At 33.5% G+C, this 20,084-nt stretch carries 15 protein-coding genes; 12 read left to right on the forward strand and 3 right to left on the reverse strand.

Annotated elements, in window-relative coordinates:
- The first annotated feature begins 317 nt into the window (after positions 1 to 317).
- The 6 genes from G6R40_RS12085 to G6R40_RS12110 all read left to right on the forward strand — a co-directional run bounded on the left by G6R40_RS12085 (position 318) and on the right by G6R40_RS12110 (position 6,710).
- Positions 318 to 560, forward strand: a complete 243-nt coding sequence (locus tag G6R40_RS12085) for a helix-turn-helix transcriptional regulator (RefSeq protein WP_410497331.1) — start codon at positions 318 to 320, stop codon at positions 558 to 560.
- Positions 553 to 3,183 (forward strand): ATP-binding protein, encoded by a 2,631-nt coding sequence (locus G6R40_RS12090; protein ID WP_165135854.1) that lies wholly within the window; start codon positions 553 to 555, stop codon positions 3,181 to 3,183. Before G6R40_RS12085 ends, G6R40_RS12090 begins: the two co-directional genes overlap by 8 nt.
- Complete coding sequence (locus G6R40_RS12095) at positions 3,170 to 3,859, forward strand: hypothetical protein (protein ID WP_165135856.1); 690 nt, start codon at positions 3,170 to 3,172, stop codon at positions 3,857 to 3,859. Before G6R40_RS12090 ends, G6R40_RS12095 begins: the two co-directional genes overlap by 14 nt.
- Positions 3,849 to 4,409, forward strand: a complete 561-nt coding sequence (locus G6R40_RS12100; RefSeq protein WP_165135859.1) for a hypothetical protein — start codon at positions 3,849 to 3,851, stop codon at positions 4,407 to 4,409. The genes G6R40_RS12095 and G6R40_RS12100 overlap by 11 nt, the downstream gene beginning before the upstream one ends.
- 9 nt (positions 4,410 to 4,418) lie before the next feature.
- Positions 4,419 to 6,278: a class I SAM-dependent DNA methyltransferase gene (locus tag G6R40_RS12105; protein ID WP_165135862.1), complete on the forward strand. Its 1,860-nt coding sequence runs from the start codon at positions 4,419 to 4,421 to the stop codon at positions 6,276 to 6,278.
- 222 nt (positions 6,279 to 6,500) lie between these two features.
- Positions 6,501 to 6,710: a hypothetical protein gene (locus G6R40_RS12110; RefSeq protein WP_165135864.1), complete on the forward strand. Its 210-nt coding sequence runs from the start codon at positions 6,501 to 6,503 to the stop codon at positions 6,708 to 6,710.
- 53 nt (positions 6,711 to 6,763) lie between these two features.
- On the opposite strand, the gene G6R40_RS12115 is transcribed toward G6R40_RS12110, so the two are convergent.
- A complete protein-coding gene (locus G6R40_RS12115; protein WP_165135867.1) occupies positions 6,764 to 7,090 on the reverse strand; it encodes a hypothetical protein in 327 nt (108 codons plus the stop codon).
- An 805-nt stretch (positions 7,091 to 7,895) separates the two neighbouring features.
- On the opposite strand from G6R40_RS12115, the gene G6R40_RS12120 reads away from it, so the two are divergent.
- From G6R40_RS12120 to G6R40_RS12130, 3 genes are read left to right on the forward strand one after another with little or no spacing between them, the layout of a single operon-like run.
- Positions 7,896 to 10,829, forward strand: coding sequence for a SusC/RagA family TonB-linked outer membrane protein (locus tag G6R40_RS12120; RefSeq protein ID WP_317164519.1), 2,934 nt, complete (start codon positions 7,896 to 7,898; stop codon positions 10,827 to 10,829).
- Between the two features lie 12 nt (positions 10,830 to 10,841).
- Positions 10,842 to 12,212, forward strand: a complete 1,371-nt coding sequence (locus G6R40_RS12125; RefSeq protein ID WP_165135873.1) for a RagB/SusD family nutrient uptake outer membrane protein — start codon at positions 10,842 to 10,844, stop codon at positions 12,210 to 12,212.
- Positions 12,213 to 14,666: an alpha/beta hydrolase family protein gene (locus G6R40_RS12130; protein WP_165135876.1), complete on the forward strand. Its 2,454-nt coding sequence runs from the start codon at positions 12,213 to 12,215 to the stop codon at positions 14,664 to 14,666. It abuts the gene before it with no gap.
- A gap of 28 nt (positions 14,667 to 14,694) precedes the next feature.
- Here the strand turns inward: G6R40_RS12130 and G6R40_RS12135 are convergent, their stop codons facing one another.
- Both G6R40_RS12135 and G6R40_RS12140 read right to left on the reverse strand, forming a co-directional pair.
- Positions 14,695 to 14,958 carry a DUF6520 family protein gene (locus G6R40_RS12135; RefSeq protein WP_165135879.1) on the reverse strand — a complete coding sequence of 88 codons (264 nt, stop codon included), beginning with the start codon at positions 14,956 to 14,958 and terminating at the stop codon, positions 14,695 to 14,697.
- An 11-nt stretch (positions 14,959 to 14,969) separates the two neighbouring features.
- Positions 14,970 to 16,541 (reverse strand): MauE/DoxX family redox-associated membrane protein, encoded by a 1,572-nt coding sequence (locus G6R40_RS12140; protein WP_165135882.1) that lies wholly within the window; start codon positions 16,539 to 16,541, stop codon positions 14,970 to 14,972.
- 213 nt (positions 16,542 to 16,754) lie between these two features.
- Here G6R40_RS12140 and G6R40_RS12145 point away from each other — a divergent pair, with 213 nt between their 5' ends.
- The 3 genes from G6R40_RS12145 to G6R40_RS12155 all read left to right on the forward strand — a co-directional run bounded on the left by G6R40_RS12145 (position 16,755) and on the right by G6R40_RS12155 (position 19,816).
- Positions 16,755 to 16,943: a hypothetical protein gene (locus tag G6R40_RS12145; protein ID WP_165135885.1), complete on the forward strand. Its 189-nt coding sequence runs from the start codon at positions 16,755 to 16,757 to the stop codon at positions 16,941 to 16,943.
- Positions 16,944 to 17,251: 308 nt separating this feature from the next.
- Positions 17,252 to 18,901: a helix-turn-helix domain-containing protein gene (locus tag G6R40_RS12150; protein ID WP_165135888.1), complete on the forward strand. Its 1,650-nt coding sequence runs from the start codon at positions 17,252 to 17,254 to the stop codon at positions 18,899 to 18,901.
- Positions 18,902 to 18,946: 45 nt separating this feature from the next.
- Positions 18,947 to 19,816 (forward strand): RteC domain-containing protein, encoded by an 870-nt coding sequence (locus tag G6R40_RS12155; protein WP_228455859.1) that lies wholly within the window; start codon positions 18,947 to 18,949, stop codon positions 19,814 to 19,816.
- Positions 19,817 to 20,084 lie beyond the last annotated feature (268 nt).

Consider the following 20,084-nt stretch of genomic DNA (forward strand, 5'->3'; position numbering starts at 1 on the left):
AACAATTTCATTTATAACTTGTAGGTAAGTATTATTATGCTCAGTTGTACAAAACAAGGACAAAAAATCCTAATATTCTGATACTACTTTAGGTCTTAAAAGAATAATGATTCAATAGTAATAAGTGTTAATAAAAGTAATAAGGTTTGTATTGTATATGGGGGGATGATAGCATGTCTTTTATCAAAGTTGGTAGAACGTTATTTTATCCTGTTAGTTTTTTTAAATGCAGGTTGGAGACTTTGATATGATTTAGTGCGGATTTATATAGTTATTAATGACTAATAATAGATTGAGAAAATAAACTAGCTGTATTAATGATAATAAAAATCAATATCTTTACACCATATGCAATTTTTATGAGTAAAAAAGTAATTAATAGACTAAAGGTAGTACTTGCAGAGAAGAATGTAAGTAGTAAATGGCTTGCAGAACAGTTAGATAAGAACGAGGCTACAGTTTCAAGATGGTGTACAAACGAGGTTCAACCGCCACTAAAGACTTTTGTAAAAATTGCAGAAAAACTGGATGTTAAATTAACCACATTGTTCAATGACTAATCACAACAATAGCACTAAAATTCCTTTTAAGGTTTCGGCAAGAACTGCTAGGCTTATTGGAAGGGAAAATATAGCTTCTTCCAAAGGAGCAATTATTGAATTGGTCAAAAATGGTTATGATGCTGACAGTAAAATTAGCATTGTGTATTTTGATAATAAATTTTCAACGGTTTTAAATGAAATAACTGAAGAATATGTAAGCGAATTAAATTCTTTAGGAATATCAAAAGTCGAAATCTTTGATTTATACGAAAAGGATATTGAAAACGACAATGCATATGTAATTAAGAAAGATGTTGATGAAGAAAAAAAGAAACAATTCAAAAACATAATAGCTAAGTTTTGTTCATTATACATTATTGATACTGGAGAAGGTATGACACAGAAAATTATTCGTGATTATTGGATGACGATAGGTACAGATAATAAGGCGAATGATGTTTTCACTAAGTCAGGAAGGGTAAAAGCTGGTGCAAAAGGAATCGGTCGATTTGCCCTTGATAAATTAGGTGGCATTTGTGAGATGACAACAATATTTAATCCGGAAGTACACGAAAACGATGTAGATGAGAATGGAGTTGCAACTGATTACTCGGGCTATAGATGGATTGTTAATTGGGAAGATTTTGAAGGAGAGTTTAAAACAATAGACAAAGTTGATGCAGAGTTGATTGGCATAAATGCAAATTCAATAATTGAAGAAATTGAAGCACAAATACCATTCTTGGATTTATCAAAAATTAATTTTGAAGAAGGTGCTCAATTTGGAACGATTTTAAAAATATCAAATCTAAGAGATAATTGGGAAGATTTCTATGTTGACCAAGTTTTTACCGATTTGGAAGTACTTGTTCCACCAAAAGAAGTTGGGGAGTTTGAAATATATCTTTTTAGCTCTCTGGCGCAAAATAAATATGGTGAAGTATTAGGTTCAGTTTGTGATGATTATGACTATAAATTAGTTGCAAAGGCTGATGAAAATCAAAATATTTCAATTACAGTTTATCGTGAAGAGTATGATGTTGAGTTAATTCCAAATGGATTTTTTCAGAGAGAAGCGATGAAGAATGAGCCTTACAGAAAAGAAGATTTCCTTCAAGGATTTTGGAAAAAGGAAACATCATTTTCTCAAATATTGATGGGTTTTAAAGAACGTGACGAGGATAATACGTTTGACAATATTGGGGTTTTTGAATTTACATTTTACTTCCTAAAAAGAAGCTATTCAAGCGATGACGCAAGCCGTTTCTTTTACAAAGGATTTATGTCAAATAATCGTAAAGATTGGTTGAATAAATTTGGAGGAATTAAACTATTCAGAGATAACTTCAGGGTAAGACCATACGGAGAGGCAAAAGATGCAGCGTTTGATTGGTTAAGTTTGGGTAATAGAAAAGCGGCAAGTCCTGCGGGTGTAGCAAAATCGGAAGGCGGATATAGAGTTGAGCCGGAAAATGTGGCTGGGGCAGTAAAAATTTCAAGGTTAACCAACGTAAATTTTGAAGATAAATCAAGCAGAGAAGGTTTGCAGAATAATAAAACCTTTGATGTGTTTAAGCAGCTTTTAGCAGGGATAATTAATGTTTTTGAAGACGACAGGGCATTTATTGCAAGAGAAATGGATGCTTATGATGATGAAAGATTTGGAGCAGAAAGGAATAGAAAAAAAGCTGAAGATTTGGCTAAAAAAATCGTTGCAGATTCCCGTGAGAAAAGAAAGCAAAGGGAAGATAATCCTAATAATGCTACCAATGATAATACATCCGAAGAACAACAAGCAAGTGATAGAGAAAAGGAAATTTTAGCAATTGAGATAGAACGTAAAGAAGAACAAATCGAAAAACTTAAAGACGAACAAAAAGTATTACGAGGATTAGCAAGTAGCGGTATTGTTTTAGCGTCTTTTAGTCACGATTTGAGTAAATTAAACGATGTATTGAGTTCAAGAACTGATAAGTTAAAAGAGCTAATTTCTGAAAAAATTAAAGAGGAAGATTATATTCAAGTTGAACGAAGAAAGAATCCTTTTTCTCAGATAGAGAAAATAAAAACACAGGATGTTAAACTTCAGAATTGGTTAAATTTTTCAATGGGTGCTACTAGAAAGGATAAACGGAAAAGGCCGCAAGTATTCCTTCAAAATTATTTTCTTGAATTTAAAGAAGATTGGAAAACAGTATTGGATGAAAGAGGTACTAATTTAGAAATTTCAGAAATAGAAGATATTGAGTTACGAGTTTTTGAAATCGACCTTGATAGTATTTTTAATAATCTTTTGGTTAACTCTATTGAAGCTTTCAATCTAATGAAGGTAAATAGACAAAGAGAAATACAAGTAAAAGTTCACTCTAATGGGAAAGAAGTTATTTTTGACTATGCTGACAATGGTACAGGATTATCTAAAGATATTGAAAAAGCAGAAATTATTTTTGAGCCATTATTTACAACTCGAAGAAACCCACATACTGCTGAAGAGGAAGGCACAGGATTGGGTATGTGGTTAGTACAGTCAATTGTTAAAGAAAATGATGGAAACCTAAAACTATTATTCCCTGAAAATGGATTTGGTTTAAGAATTTCATTTCCTGTAAAATATAAAAGACAAAAGGATGGACAAGTATAAAATACTCTTTATAGATGAGGAGAGAGATAGCTTTGATGATTTTCTTGATTATGTTGAAAAATCACCCAGGGCGGGTGAAATAGAACCGTTAACACAGCTACCCTTGGAAGATTTAGATTCTATGATTGAAAAAATCATAGACATTTCTCCTGATGCAATCATAACAGATTTCAATCTGAATGAAAAAAGAGTTGATATTGATTATAACGTTCCATATAATGGAACAGAACTCCTTGAAACATTTCTTTCAATAAGAGATGGTTTCCCGTTCATTGTTTTAACTGCTTTTGATGATATTGCTGTTAATCAGGCTGATGATGTAAATAAAGTATATGTAAAAAATATTTTGCACAAGTCAAATAAAGAAGAGATGACAAAAGCAAAGGCAACATTTTTGGATAGGGTAATAGCATCAATAAATCATTATCAAGCAAAATTGAAAAATGCTGAAGAAGAACTCGTTCAATTATTGGAAAAGAAAAAGGCAGGTAAAACGAATTATGATGAAGAGCAAAGAATTATAGAGTTAGATGGTTTTATTGAAAAATCCGTTGACAAAGGTTCGTCGATACCAAACGAGTATAAATTGTCTTCAAATACTGATAGATTAGGAGAATTATTGAGCAGGGTCGATAATATGATTAACAAGTTAAATAAGGATGGTAATGACAATTGATTTTAGAAATGATAATCCACAACGAACTTGTAATAAGACATATGTAAACTATCGGAGTTTCAAACCTTATCTTAGGGCGGATTTTAGAATGAAATGCGGTTATACTGATTGTAGCGATTTTTGGTTTGGAGGTACAAAGACGTTTCATATTGACCACTTTAAACCAAAAAGTAAATTTCCTGAACTTGAAACTACTTATTCTAATTTAGTTTATTGTTGCTCTTATGTGAATGTTCTGAAATCGGATGATGAAAATGAGTATTTGGATCCCTGTGAAGTAAACTATAATGAACATTTTGAAAGGGATAATGATGGAAATATTTTTCCAAAAACTGGGTCTGCAACAGCAGCCTATATGCACAAAAATTTGAAAATGTTTTTAAAGCGTTATCAGATTATTTGGACATTAGATAAATTGATTGAAAAAATTGACCTACTTGGTGAGGTAATTGAAAAGAATGTAAACGTTTCTGATGAAATTAAAAAAGAATACATTAATCTAAATATTGAATTTCATAAATACAGAAAATTTTTAAGTAAGGAACAATAGATTATTCAGATGAACCCAAAAGTTTTTAAATTCCTCGAATCATCTGCTCTACCACCAAAAGATGTGGATAGACTTATTGTTTCTGCTTTTATCGAGATAAACAATCTTAGACTAGTAAATAATCTACTTCTTAAAGATTATTCTATAACCAAGAGAAATACAAAAAAAAGAAAAAAACTAAATGAATTTATTGCAATTGTAAAAGATGAAATTGAAGAATTTAATATAGAAGAGCTAATTGAACTCTTCGAGTTCGTTATTTCCCCTTCTGACAGAATTGTAAATGGTGCAATATATACTCCCTCAGATATTAGAGATTATATTGTAAACGAATCATTTAATAGAGATAATCTTGATATTGAAAACTGCCAAATTGCAGATATTGCGTGTGGTTGTTCGGGATTTTTATATACGGCTGCAAAAGAACTAAAAAGTAGAACGAATAGTACATATCAATACATTTTTGAAAATCAAATTTATGGTTTAGATATTCAACAATATTCAGTAACTCGTAGTAAATTACTATTGAGTTTATTAGCATTGTCTGAAGATGAAGATTTTGAAGAATTTCATTTTAATATTTATCAAGGGGATGCTTTACTTTTCAATTGGCAAGAAGTTATTAATAATTTTAATGGTTTTGAAATTATAGTTGGAAATCCGCCTTATGTTTCAGCTCGTAATTTAGATGAAGATGCTAAAGAAAATGTAAAACTTTGGGAGGTTTGTTCAACAGGAAACCCAGACTTATATATTCCATTTTTCCAAATTGGTTATGAGAATTTAGCTCCTAATGGAATTCTTGGTTTTATTACAATGAACACTTTTTTCAAGAGTTTGAATGGTAGAGCTTTAAGAGCATATTTTGAAAGAAATAATACTTCTATCAAGATTATTGATTTTGGCACTCTTCAGATTTTTAAATCGAAGAGCACTTATACATGTGTTTGCTTTATAGAGAAAACCGAACGGAATTATATCGAATATTATAAATCGGTTAATAAGGAGTTACCAACGAATGCTAATCTTTATCATAAAATTAATTATCAAAATTTAGATGCAAAAAAAGGTTGGAATCTTAATAATAATGAAATCATTTCTAGAATTGAGTGTGTTGGAAATCCTTTTGGAAAGAAATATAAGACAAGACACGGTATTGCAACACTTAAAAATGATATTTATATTTTCAAACCTGTAGAAGAAGATGAGGATTATTTTTATCTTCAGAATGGTAGTCTTTTTCCAATTGAAAAAGGGATTTGTAGAGATATATTAAACTCAAATAAATTGAGTCGAGAAGTTGATTTTGATAATGTTGTTGAAAAAGTTTTGTTTCCATATGATAATAAAGTAAAACCTAAAGCATTAGAAGAAGAGTTTTTGCAAGACACATATCCAAGAGCATTTGAATATTTACAAAGAAAAAGACTAATACTTTCTAAAAGAGATAAAGGTAAAGGAGAATATGAAAAATGGTTTGCTTTTGGTAGAACGCAATCTTTAGAAAAAGTAGGAAATAAATTATTCTTTCCTAAGTTTTCAGATAAGATTCCCAGCTATTTAATAAGCAATGATATTGATTTAATGTTCTACAATGGTCAAGCAATTATTGGTCACTCTGAAGAAGAAATGCATTTGATTAAAAAGATTATGGAATCACGCTTGTTTTGGTATTATATTAAAACAACCAGTAAACCTTATTCTTCAGCATATTATTCTTTAAACGGAACTTATATCAAGAATTTTGGTATTCCAGAGTTTACTAATGATGATATTGATTTTCTAATCAGTGAAGAAAATAGAAATATCATTGATGCTTTTTTAGAGGATTACTATGATATACAATTGACAGACGAAATGGTATTTTAAACCACGCTCTGCCAATCCCAAGAAAAAATACGGCTTTATACAGTAATCTCTGTATAAAGCCTTTTTTATTTGCTGTATCAAAACAAAAACTTGTAATATCCTTACAAGAGCTATCCTAGCTTTATCAATTTGGATTTATCTACTAAAAAAAGATTTAAAAGAAACAGAACAAGTATTACAACAATGTTCGGAAAGATACTATGAGAAAATTGGTAAGCCAGAATGAAAAAGAAATTGGGGTTTTACGATTACAAACAACTCTCTGTTAATGATCAATATGACTTGGTCTTTAAAGAGGGCGTATTTTTAGGGGCAAGCGAGATAGGAAGTCGAAAATTTGCACTATACCAACTTTACAATTTTTATGTTGAGGTGGAATATGATGCTGATGCTAATAAAATTGTAAATCTAGTTTGTAAAAGTTATAAATGAATTATTTCTCATCTATGGTTTATGAAAAGATAAATCGCGAATTTTGTAAATACTTATAAATTTTTATAAAGATTATTTAATCTACTTTTCCCTTTAATAGCATCATCTACTTCTTTGTTTGTAACATTTTGTACTAATTGAAAAAAATAATCAATATTGATATTAAAGTAATTGGATATTAAATATAAATTTTCTAAAGTAGTATTGGGTAAGGTTTCTTCTCTGGCACTATTCCATGATTTATTATATTTCTCAGAAATATCATTGTTCAAATATTGCTGTGTCATAGGTTTTCCTTCAATTAATAAGTCGGTTCTTAATTTTTTAAAAACAATTCCTACAGCAACTTTATATCTAAATATTTCTCTTTGAAATTTCACAGAGTAAAATAATTTATAAAAATTCAGACTTTCAACGACGTTTATGTCGTTATTATTTATTACATTTGTAAAATAAGTTACAATAAAAGTAACTTTGCGATACTTCAACGAAATTATAGAAGCTATTGCTTAGAATCTTGTAATAGAAAACTGGTAATTTTTAAACACACAAGACGATAAGTAAGCGGCTCACGACCTAGGCGTGGGTCTCTTCCTCTTATCTGTGTGTAAGGTATACCAGTACCCCTATTACTGATAATGTAGAGTACCCATGCCGTTTTGTTTCCTATGCTGTCAGCTTTTTCTACGACAAGCGATATTTTCAAAAATACTGATGTGGTCAAGTGATACTTTATCTCGCAGTGCTGCATACAGAACGACAGTAAGAATAGGGTGTACAACCTATTGCGGCTTTTAGTAGCTAACACGTGGAAAATTTCATATCATTAATTTGTTTAGACTGGTAGTGCTGTAGCATTCCCCCACAATGCAAACCTCATTGCAGTGCTACCGTCTTTTTTAGTTGAGAGTCGAGAGATAGGGGACTGGGGACTGGAGACTGGAGACTGGAGACTGGTGACTAGAGATTGGGGATTGGGGACTGGGGATTGGTGATTGGTGGGTGTGACAAGAATATAGTAAGGGACAGAATAAAAATGCTCTTTCCTGATAGTTTGGCGACCATGCAAGGAAAGAGCGGTAGTAATTAATATTAATTAAAAACCATTTCAAAAGTATGAAAAAAAACTTTTGTAGACTAGGCCATTTTCGATTGGGTCTAGGCTTCGCCTTGCTCGTCTCGGGTATGGCATTTGGCCAGATGCGCAGCATCAGTGGCAGTGTGATGGATCGTGACAGGCCTTTATCGGGTGTTACGGTAAGACAAAAAGGAACGGAGCTAATTGCTGTAACCGACAAAGAAGGTAGGTTCCAAATAGAGGTTAATGGCAGTGATGCCGTACTGGAGTTTGAACATCCCGACTATGAGCAGGTAAGTGAGCGCATAGGACAGGAGAACCGCATTAAGGTGTTGCTGTCTAAAGCGATAAATAAGATAGAGGAAGTATTGATTAATGCGGGCTACTACACTGTAAAAGACAAAGAACGGACGGGTAGTATTGCTAAGGTCACCGCAAAGGACATCGAGAACCAACCTGTAACCAATGTGTTGTCGGCAATCCAAGGTCGCGCATCTGGCGTTAATATAGTCCAGAGTAGTGGTGTGCCAGGGAGTAATTTTGATGTTCAGATAAGGGGGCAAAATAGTTTGCGTACTTTGTCTAATAGTGGTATTAATGGTAGTGCTCCTTTGTATGTTGTAGATGGGGTGCCTTTAGGAAGCGATACCTCTACCTTATCGACAGCTTCTCTATTACCAACAAAAAGTATAAACCCGCTTAACACTATAAACCCCGATGATATAGCTTCGATAGAGATCCTTAAAGATGCCGATGCCACGGCTATATATGGCTCTAGGGGAGCAAATGGGGTGGTGCTAATAACGACAAAAAAAGGACGGTCGGGAAGCCCTAGATTGGTGGTAAATACGTCTTACGGTTTTAGTCAGTCGCTTTCTAATCTCAATATGATGAATACCGAGCAATACCTCAAGGTTCGGCGTAAAGCGTTTGCAAACGATGGCATTTCCACGTATCCCACCACAGCATACGATATTAATGGAATTTGGGATCCCAAGCGCTATACCGATTGGAAAAAAACACTCATAGGGCATACGGCAGATTATACAGATACCCGTTTTTCTTTAAGCGGAGGTAGCGAGCAGTTGACGTTTTTAGTAAGTGGTTCTAACAATGTACAACACACTGTTTTTGGCAAAGATTTTAAATATGTAGATAATAATATATCCAGTAGTTTGGCGTATAAATCTGCCGATGGTAAATTGGTGCTTAATCTAAGTAACCGCTATTCTAATCAGCAAAATAATATTCCACAATCTGATATTACAACTCAAGCTTATTTCTTATCACCTAATGCTCCAGCTTTATATCATCAAAATGGGAGTCTAAATTGGGAGAACAATACGTTTTCTAATCCTATTGCAGCTTACGAAGCTACATATTCATATAATAATCGTCAGTTTTTAAATAGTTTCAATGTTGGATATGAACCGGTTAAAAATCTTAAACTAAAACTTAATGGTGGATATAATTATACGGTTTTTCAAGAGTTATTGCTTAAGCCAAATACGATGTATAACCCATCTATAGCTTTAGGGCAATCCAGTGCCAATTCTTCGGCAAGTAAACGAAATCAAAATAAAAATTCTTTTATTGTAGAGCCTCAAGTTGAGTGGTTGTTTGCAAAAAATAATCACAAGGTAGATGTGTTAGTTGGGGGCTCTCTTCAAAAAGATTCAAACAGCCAAGGTTCAATTAGTGGGTTGGGTTTCGAGAGTAATGCATTTATTACAAATATAGGTGCTGCAACTACGAAAAATATTCAGGATCAGATAACAGTCGATTATAAATATGCAGCGGTGTTTAGCCGATTCAATTACCATTATAAGGATCGTTATTTTCTTAATGTTACAGCTCGTAGAGATGGTAGTAGTCGTTTTGGACCAGATAAGCGGTATGCTAATTTTGGTGCGGTTGGCGCTGCTTGGATTTTTTCTGAGGAGGCATGGCTGAAAAATCAACACTACTTATCTTATGGAAAACTAAGGGCTAGCTTTGGCACATCGGGTAGTGATAATATTGGCGATTATCAATATTTAGATTCTTATACGGTGTCGTCTTTGGCTTATAATAATATTACAGGGCTATCACCCATGCGTTTGTTTAATCCTAATTACAGTTGGGAGAAAACCAATAAACTGGAAGCTGCTTTGGAATTAGGCTTTTTCCAAAATCGTATTAATTTCAATTTATCATGGTATCGCAATCGATCTGGTAATCAGTTAGTAGGATATCAGTTGCCGTCCATTACAGGGTTTACAAGTGTAGTTGCTAATTTGGATGCTGTAGTACAAAATCAGGGTTGGGAAATAGAGCTTTCCTCAGAGCCAATTATTGGAGATAAATTTAAATGGAGTAGTAGTTTTAATTTAAGTTTTCCATCGAATAAGTTAATCGCTTTTCCAGGTATAGAAGGTTCTACTTACTCTAACAATTATATCGTTGGTAAGTCACTTAATATTGTTAAGCTTTATCAGTTCGAAGGTATCGATCCTACTACAGGTCTCTATACGTTTACAGATTTTAATAAGGATGGTAAGATTTCGTCTCCCAATGATAATAAGGCGGTAGAAAATATTGGGGTTCGGTTTTTTGGAGGATGGTCCAATAATCTAAAATTTAAAAATTGGAATATATCTTTTCTATTTCAGTTTGTAAAACAAAAGAATCGCAATTATAATTATATTATGCCTTTGCCTGGTAGTATGAATAATTTACCTGTAGAACTACTAGATGTTTGGTCGTCAGATAATCCATCGGGGCAATATATGCCCTATACAAGCATTAGTAAGCCTGCTTTTACTTATTTTAGAGCAAGTACCGCAACCGTATCAGACGCATCATATATTAGGCTAAAAAATATACAAGTTGCCTATAACATCCCTCTAGAAAGTAGATTTGTTAACAACGTTAAAATTTATTTCCAAGGGCAAAATCTACTCACTTTTACAAAGTATTTTGGGATAGATCCCGAGTTTCAATTCATAGGATTTGCTCCTCCAGTTCGTACTTATTCTTTCGGTACTCAGTTTAACTTTTAATTTTTACCTATTATGAAAATACTATCAATAATTACAATAGTTATTCTAATGATATTGTGTTCTGTGCTTTCGTGCGATAAATTAGTAGATGTAGATGTTCCACAAAATCAAATGGATAAATCTACAGTGTTCGAAAATAATCAAACGGCTTATGCTGCATTAAGTAGTCTATATGCCGATTTGCAAAAAAACTCACCTCTTGCAGGGGACAAAATAGCGCCATTTTTAAGCGTTTATACCGATGACCTTATATCGTATTCTCAAAATACCCCCAACTCTACTTATGATCTTTATACTAATTTGTTAATCGATACCAATGATTCGGTTTATACAATTTGGTCAGCTGCTTGGCAACAAATTTATTTAGCGAATTCTATTCTAGAGTCGCTAGAAAAATCAACCTCACTTAGCCAAGATGTACACGATAATATTATGGGCGAAACACTTTTTATTCGTTCTTTAGTTTATTTTTATTTAAATCAAGTTTATGGTGATATCCCTTATATTACGTCTACAAATTATACGATTAATATGTCGTTATCTAAACGACCTGAAACCGAATTATTAGAGCTTATTCGTTTAGATTTTCAAAAAGCGGCCTCATTGCTAAAAGATGATTACAGAAATGCCGAACGTCTTTATCCAAATAAAAAAGTGGTAGCGTTAATGTTGGCAAAAGTTGCTATACTTCAAAAAAAATGGTCTGTTGCGGAAGTTTTTTTGAACGATGTACTTAATTTTTCATTGTATCAACCAGAAAAAGATATTAAGAAAGTATTTCTCAAATCTGGGAAGCATATTTTATGGCAGTTAAAACCACTAAAAGAAGGTGTTCCAACACCAGAAGGGAGTCTCTATTATTTTAATAATGCAGCGCCTACCTTATATTCGTTATCGCCTGATCTTGTTGGTCAGTTTACAGATATGGATCTTAGAAAAGTAAACTGGATTACTGCAGTGTCTTCTAATTCTAATACATGGTACCGTTCGTCTAAGTATAAAAATTTGTCGGCAAATACAGATGAGTATTCTATTATTTTTAGGATAGATGAGGCTTATCTTCTAATGGCAGAAACGCTAATTCGGCAAGGCCGCAGCCTAGAGGCTATCCCTTTTATTAATGTATCTCGTAAAAGAGCTGGTTTAGCTGGATTGTCGGGCGTTTATTCCTCAGATAATCTGATGCTAGAATTAGCATTAGAATACCGTAGGGAGTTTTTTGTAGAACAAGGGCATCGGTTTTTTGATTTAAAGAGATTGGGGCTTTTAAGTCTTTTAAGTGCGAATAAGCCCAATTGGAAAAGTCATAACCAATTATGGCCTATTCCTCAACGTGATATATTGTTAAATCGAAATCTCAACCCTCAAAACGATGGTTACTAGATGAAAAATACTTTTCTTTTGTTCTTGTTTCTTTTATCGGCAAAATTTGGTTGTCAGATTGTTAAGGATTCTTCCCAGTCGAAAGCCTCTATTTATTATGATGTTAAAATAATAGCGTCCTCTTATAATAAGCAATGGTTGGCTTATAGACCATTGTATCTTCTTAATAATGATACTATTGTGATAAAAAATACTCATAGCCATACTATGCCTTCTTTACGATTTGTAGGTTTTAAGGAGAATAGTTTTTTTATTCAAGATAAGGCCATTCTTCTTTGTGATCAGAAGAGGGTAAGGTACCAAGATTTATATTCTAACCTGACTGTGGAATATAATTCGGTTAAAAAGGTCGGTGGTATCGCCAGTCAAGGCTTGTATTATATTTTGGATGACTCCAATAATTTGACTGTTTATAATGCTTTATCTAAACGGATTTTGGTGTTGTCGGGAGTTGTAGATCTCATTTACAATGAGGAAAATGAGCAACTTTTTGTTCATCAGAATAAGGCTGGGAATAATCAAATTGCTAAGCTTGTAGGGACTCGTTTTGTTCAATTGTACTCTACAACAAAAGAGATAGTGGATTGGGAGTATCTTAGTAACGCTGACAAATTACTCATTACAGAGATCGATGCTGATAAAAAGGCTGTTATTGTATTATGTATTTATGATAAAACATTTATGCGTTTGCCTTTTGGTTTTGGAGTGGATGAAGATTTAATGATGTCCGCATTAGCGAATCAATCGGGATTATTGCTAAAAAAAATGATTAAAAATCCTAAAATGGAGGTTGCTGAGGTGTGGTATGCCAATAAAGTTAATTTGACGGAGTTTGATAAAAAACATCAACAGAGGGTGGAGTATTATATTTGGAGGTTTGCCTCTAACGATTTAAAACCTGTTCCTATCAATGATTTTTCATTAATCATGCCTTCTAATAATCCTGATTTTCTAATTGCTTTTAATCCAATCAATGACAATGATAAAATAGATTTTTATTACGATTTAGATTTTAGTCTTTTTAATATCAAAACCTCTTGTTTTCATAAAATTGATAATTTGAGACAGTCTGAAATGGTTATGTCTTTAGATGGGAAATTTTTGGTTTATAGAAATAAGAAAAATCAGTGGCTTGTATTTAATACGCATACATTTACAACGCAAGTTATTGATGCTTTTCAAGCAAAGAATCCTGTGTTTAATAGCAATAATAACTGGCTTTTGTTAGAGACTGATAAAGCTATTTTAAAGTATGATTTAGTTAGAAACGAGTTGTCGGTTTTCAGTTCTAATGTAGATAATGCACAAATAGTTAATAGAAAAAAAGAAAGTCTAACAAGTGTTTCTAATTACAGGATTTATAATTCGACGCTTATTTCAGATTCTGAAATTCTTTTTGAAGAGAAAGATAATAATAGTAATTTAACATCTTATAGCTTATGGAAAAATGGGATTTTGCGTCCTCTTATTTTACCTACACCTAATAAGATTTCGGATTTTATATATGATAAACACTTTAATAGGATAGTATCAGTACAAGAAAATTATAATACCTCGCCTTATATTTCATTGCTTGATATCAAAAGTAAAAAAGAAGATATTGTTTTTAATAAACCGTCAAAATATTCCATTGATAGACATGTAGTAAATTATTTGAGTGTTGATAATAAACCACTGAAAGGCGTTTTGTATTATCCTTTAGGCTATGATGAAACAAAACGATATCCAATGGTAGTTCATATTTATGAGCGACAATTTACAAAGTCAAACACCTATGTGTATCCAGGTTTGGGGTTGAGAGCCCCCTTAGGCTTCGATTTGTATGCTTTGCTTAGAGAAGGTTATTTTGTTTTCTTTCCAGATGTTATTCCAGAGTCTATTGGTGCTGGTCTTTCGGCACTTTATTGTGTGAATAATGCTTTGGATGCTGTTAAGAATATTAAGACTATAGATACGAACAAAATTGGTCTTATTGGTCATTCATTTGGGGGTTACGAAGTCGATTTTATTGCAACGCATTCTACTCGTTTTGCAGCGTATATTTCGGGGGCAGGGCATAGCGATATTATTAAAGCTTACTATTCGTATAACTTCAATAGGGCATATGCTTTTCAATTCGAATCGGGTATCTATAATATGCCTTATCCCTTTCATGTAAATAAGCAATTGTATATCAAAAATAATCCTATTTATTATGCAGACAAGGTTACTGCTCCAATATTGTTGTGGTCGGGTAAAAATGATAAAAATGTGCCATGGGAACACAGCCTGTCGTTTTTTATGGCATTAAAAAGGAACAATAAAAAAACAATTGCTCTCTTTTTTCCAGGAAAGAATCACGATTTGGGAAATGCTACTATAGAGTCTCAGGAGCTTTATGTTAAGATGTTAGATTGGTGGGCTTTTTTTTTGAAAGATGAGAAAGATAAAGCTTGGATAAAAAAAATGCTTTAGAAAAGGATGCCTTTTGGCATCCTTAATTTTAGGGTTCAGATAATTCTTGGCCACACATTGTAGCTTCGGATTCGTCAAGAGCAAATAAATGTTTGCTACTGTCTTGGCTCCATGTACATACAGGCCCAGGATCAGTACTACAACGCTGGCTTGTTTTTATACATTTGCCAGTTGTGGAATCAACTACATAAGCATCTACAATCGCTTTTGGACTTTTCTTAGATGCTTGACTTGCCAATGCAGCGGTTGTTCCAATTAATAAAACAACTGCTGGAATAATAAATCGCTTCATAATACGTGATTTTAGTTTTGCCTACTCTTTGTAAGGTTTTCGGCTTCCCCTTTATTTATTTTTTTTATCATGCGATCGACAAAATGATAGCGGAACAACTGTCGATCTACTATGATGTACAAATACTTATTTTGTAATTGTATACTTTTTATGGTACTGTTTTTAGTGGGTTTGGCAATATAGATACTGCCAAGGTATTCTTGTTGTAGGATAGAGTAGAAATCAATTACAAAAGAATTAGCCCATTGCTTCTTCGATTCATGTCGGCCTCTTAAGTATGATTGTATGCATATTGTTCCATTATTAACTGAGCTTTTTCCATTAACTTTCGGTGGTGGACTAACCATTTTAGATAAGCCATTGCTTAGTTTTTTACTTTTTACTGTTGTTATTGTACTAATGCTTATGGTATTATATCTTTGTATATTCTGTAGATTTTTATCAGTTACAAGAAAATTATTTCTGTAATAGTATACATAAACTATTTTTTTATTTCTATTGTCAATCAAAATATTCCCGTCCACATCAAAAACGCCATCACTTTGTTTTTCTAAAATATTTGATTTAAGTTCTATTTGAGGTAATGAATCTATGTGCAAAGTAGCAAGGGTGTAAGCTTGGTTCTGCCTGCTCTGGGTTCTTAAAACAAAATTTAGACTGTCTATGTTAATTAATTGATTAAAATATCCATTTTTATAACTGATAGTATTAACTTTTGATTCTCCCAGATTTCCACGATATATTATAGGTATTGTGCCATCATATAAATAGTAAAAAGGAGGATTTGTAGATAATTGTAACTTTTTAAAGGGAAGATTTATGTAGTCAGGCTTTATAATTAGTTTTTTTATTTTAGTCGTTTTGGTATTTAATGTATATAGCACAAGAGGTGTTGTGATATTGCCTAGAATTACGTTATCTTTAAATATACCAATTATGTAGTAAGAATCAATTTTTAGATTATAAGTTGTATTGAGTATAGCTCCATGAGGTATAAATCTTCGCGTAAAATTGTTTTCCTTTTTAATAATGTATTCGGATGAAAAGAACATGCTGATGACTAGTGTTGATGATAGCAAGGTGACTATACTAAGCTTAGTAGCTAGCCATATTCTGCTTCTTTTTAACATTCGTCGCTCTTTTATTTCATCTATTTGTGATTTTTCGATTTTGAGCTTATGTTGGGCCATAATAGCATAAAGAGTAAGTAGTACACAGGCTGTATTAAAGATGAGGTGCTCTGTCCATCCCATTTTTTCGAGAATGCCACCACAAGAGCAGGGTACAAAATCGCTATAGTTGAGAATAAGGTATATGTACACAGTAAAGGCTAGCATTAATCCAAATGATGCATAAAGCCCAGCTGGTCTTGCTTTTGGAATCATTAAAAGAGCAACAATTAGTAGTTCTGCAATTATTACCGAATATGATACAAAACCAGCATAGGCACTAAGCAATGGTGATTGTGCAATTTGAACCTGAAAGTTTTCAAAATCCAGAATTTTGCTTATTGCAGCATAACAAAACAAGAGCATCAGGAATGAAGTCGTTATGTTGATAATGGTTTGTTTAAAGTTTCTCATTTAATACTATTTTATGTTCGATTGCTATTAGTACATATTGCTAGCCTTTATGTATGAGTTGCCATAGTACATCTTTGCCCAGGTAAGTTGGCATAATATCGCCTTTTGAGAGAATAATACTCGTGGTGACTAGGCCTACCACGTGCCATTCGCCACTAAAGGGGCATACTTGGCCAGTAGGAACGATGATGTCGGCTTCTTTATTCTGATTTTTTGGCATCTATTGTGGTGTCCGCCATTGTTGGCGGTCTTTTCGGGGTTCTTCATCGTCTGGATCTAGAGCGTTGCTTGTTGAGGTGTTGTCAACAATGCTGTCTTGATGTGGATTTTGCTTATTGGCCTGCAAGCTTATTGGCAGGTGGTCGTCTTGTTCGGTTTGATTTGGTACGCATGAGATGTTAATGCATAACAAAAGAATGCTAAATATTGAAAGGATTGTTTTCATAATGAGATTTTTAAGATTAATCTCGGTACCGATTGTTCGTAGAATTCTGATTCGAAATTAGTTTCAATGCTTTTGAAAAACAAAGCTTTAGGGCAATCGTGGAAGTAAATTAAGGTAACTGTGGTTACATAATGACAAGCTATTTTTTATAATATTGAGGCATATTCTATTTTTATGTAAATTGTTCTAATTATTGTTGGTGGTGTGGGCTGCTAAGAATATGCTAAGGATGGTTATAAAATAAGTTTTGATCTTTTTTTGAGGTATGATTAGATTTGTTTTAGTTTTTCTGTTATTATGTATTGGAAGCGATATATATGGGCAAGTCCATAATGGGACTTACGCAGAAATTGAGCGGTTGTATGAATCTAAAAAAGAAAATGATGAAAGTGCACTGCCCTATATAGAACGACTACTTTATCTTGCTAAAAGAGATTATGACTACAAACGCGTTGTATATGGGTATGAAGATGCCATTTTTTATACGGGGCGTGTTGAGCGGAAGTTGGCCTTTGCTGACAGTGCAGTTGCTGCGGCTCTGCTGTCGCATAAAAATGATCTTATTGCTAAGTCTTATTTAGGGAAAGGCATTGTTCATTATTTTAATCAACGTAATTATAAAGAGGCTTTGTCCAACTATTTGTCTGCTGGACATTATCTGAAAGACTCCAAGGATCTTTATCTTCAAAATAAATTGCGGTATCATATCGGTGTGGTGAAAAGTTATTTGGGTTATTATGATGATGCAGCGAAGGCTTTAGAAAAGACGGCGTCTTTTTTTTCTAAAGAAATGTCGCAAGCCAAACATCAAACAGCGTATTATAATTTTAGCCGAGGTTATCTTAATAGTAGTCATCAGTTGTTGATTATTTATCGCATGAGGAAAGAATGGACGCGTGTAGATAGTCTGTTTGGAAAGGTTGATGGTCTTGTGTTAAGAAGTGGACATGGGTATGCACAAGAAAAGGCTTATCTTCTAAAAGAAAAGGCTATCCGTAAGTACTATCAAAAGGATTACACGACATGTATTGAAGAACTGAAAATGTCCTATAATCAGCTAAAAACTTTTAAAGATGTTGCTGCCGATGCATTGATCTACTTGTACCTTGCTAAATCTTATCATAAGAAAAGTTTGGCGGATTCTTCTGTTTGCTATGCGCAGAAAGTTGATAGTATATTTAACCAGCATTTATACGTTATACCTGAGATACGCAGCAATTACGAGTTGCTGATAGCGGAGGCTGTAGAGCGGGGTGATAAAAAGTCCTGTAAATATTATACTGCACAATTGGTGAAGGCGGACAGTCTTATCGTATCTGATTTTCCACAGTTGGCGACTGCTATTAATCATCATTATTATCCACAGCTAGCCAATGGGATACATGTAGAAACTCATCGTTTTTTTCCATATTATATTTTTGCTTTTGTTATTGTGGTTGGTGTTTTCGTTTTCGTTCTCTTTTTCGTGCGAATGCGAAACACTAAACAGACTGTTGTGCAGGCGATGCCTATTGAAAAAGAAGTTCTTGTTAATCTGAGCAGGAAGTATGATTATTCTGAGGAAGTTGTAAGCACTATTCTTGCAGGTTTGACATCTTTTGAAAAGAGTAAGGCTTTCTTAGATCCCAAGTTGAACTTATCTCGTCTTGCCAAGCGTATCAAAACTAATAATACGCATCTTTCGTATGTCCTAAATGAGCACAAAAAGTTGTGTTTTTATGATTATATCAAGCAGCTAAGGATAGGTTACATCACAAGATTGTTAGAAACCGAACCGAAATATCTTAATTATACCATAGAGGCTTTGGCACAGGAATGTGGCATAGCCAACCGCCAAACTTTTTCCAAGCAGTTTTATGAAATCAATGGGATAAGACCTATTGATTTTATTAAGAAAAGAAGGGAAGTCATGTAGTGCTTAGGAGTTTTTAGTCTTTTACGGGAACTAAACTTTTAATATATGGATTCACATTTACTATTACAAAAAACCGAGGAACTTTGGGAGGAACTCCTTAGAAAAAATCAACACCTCCAAAGGCAACAAAGCAATGAGTTGCTGTGTGCCCAATATCAGCTCATGGAAGTGGATGCATGCATCCAGCTGTTGAAATCATGGGTACTAAAGCATGAGTTTGCGGATTGGTCTAGTGAGATCATTTTTTTTAAAAAGTGGAAGGCAAAATTTTGTGGTCATTTTATTTTTCTTTCAAAAAAGATAGAATGTTTGGTTTCTTTTCCAGTGAATTCTCCACGTATTACCAAGCGCCTTATTGAACATCAGTTGGAGCAAATGAATTTATTTTGTTGTGAGCACCGCGATTTTATTTCCTACTACCGTCGTGGTGCGAGTCATAATGACAAACGTTATTTTTTACGTTTTAGGTTTGATCTTAATGAAAAAATTCCGAATGATTACCACAGTTATGACAATCGTTTTTGTACTGCTTATGATCATCTTTTAGCACAGGTATTTGCCAATGAGTCTTTTGAGGTCTTTTTACAACAAAAATTAGATAGGCTGAAAAACAGGTCGGCAGAAGATCAGTATTCTGAATCTCCGCTTACGGCTCTTCAGTGGACGGGATCGAAATCCGCTCTTATCGAATTGCTATTCGCATTGTACCATAGCCGGTCTATAAATGCGGGCTCTATTGAATTGGCGGAGTTTATACGGGTTTTTGAAAAGTTGTTTAATACAGGTCTTGGAAATTATCATAAGACTATAGGTGAGCTTCGGTATCGAAAAGTTGATCGCACGAAATTTTTGCATCATTTAGAAGAGGTGTTGTGTTTGTATATGGATGGTTTTGATGAGGCTGTGGGGTGTTAGGGATTGGGGATTGGGGATTGGAGACTAGAGATTGGGGATTGGGGATTAGGGATTGGGGATTGGTAGATATGTTAGATGCTTTGACAGGTTCAGTATGATAATTTACGAGAAGGAAAGACTTACAAGTTTGATTATAATTGGGTAATGAAAAAGGCAAAAAAGAAATGAATCGGCAAAATCGGCTTGTTTGCACTTAGTTGTTTGTTTTACAGGTGTTTAAGTTTAATATTTGTGCTGTGATCACAAAGGTTTGAGCAGGTGTACCTAA

The sequence above is a fragment of the Chryseobacterium sp. POL2 genome (genome assembly GCF_011058315.1).
Classification (GTDB): Bacteria; Bacteroidota; Bacteroidia; order Flavobacteriales; family Weeksellaceae; genus Soonwooa.

Coding starts and splice junctions, on each gene's coding strand:
- G6R40_RS12085 (WP_410497331.1), top strand. CDS start 318: ATGATAATAAAAATCAATATCTTTACACCATATGCAATTTTTATGAGT.
- G6R40_RS12090 (WP_165135854.1), top strand. CDS start 553: ATGACTAATCACAACAATAGCACTAAAATTCCTTTTAAGGTTTCGGCA.
- G6R40_RS12095 (WP_165135856.1), top strand. CDS start 3,170: ATGGACAAGTATAAAATACTCTTTATAGATGAGGAGAGAGATAGCTTT.
- G6R40_RS12100 (WP_165135859.1), top strand. CDS start 3,849: ATGACAATTGATTTTAGAAATGATAATCCACAACGAACTTGTAATAAG.
- G6R40_RS12105 (WP_165135862.1), top strand. CDS start 4,419: ATGAACCCAAAAGTTTTTAAATTCCTCGAATCATCTGCTCTACCACCA.
- G6R40_RS12110 (WP_165135864.1), top strand. CDS start 6,501: ATGAAAAAGAAATTGGGGTTTTACGATTACAAACAACTCTCTGTTAAT.
- G6R40_RS12120 (WP_317164519.1), top strand. CDS start 7,896: ATGGCATTTGGCCAGATGCGCAGCATCAGTGGCAGTGTGATGGATCGT.
- G6R40_RS12125 (WP_165135873.1), top strand. CDS start 10,842: ATGAAAATACTATCAATAATTACAATAGTTATTCTAATGATATTGTGT.
- G6R40_RS12130 (WP_165135876.1), top strand. CDS start 12,213: ATGAAAAATACTTTTCTTTTGTTCTTGTTTCTTTTATCGGCAAAATTT.
- G6R40_RS12135 (WP_165135879.1), bottom strand. CDS start 14,958: ATGAAGCGATTTATTATTCCAGCAGTTGTTTTATTAATTGGAACAACC.
- G6R40_RS12140 (WP_165135882.1), bottom strand. CDS start 16,541: ATGAGAAACTTTAAACAAACCATTATCAACATAACGACTTCATTCCTG.
- G6R40_RS12150 (WP_165135888.1), top strand. CDS start 17,252: ATGATTAGATTTGTTTTAGTTTTTCTGTTATTATGTATTGGAAGCGAT.
- G6R40_RS12155 (WP_228455859.1), top strand. CDS start 18,947: ATGGATTCACATTTACTATTACAAAAAACCGAGGAACTTTGGGAGGAA.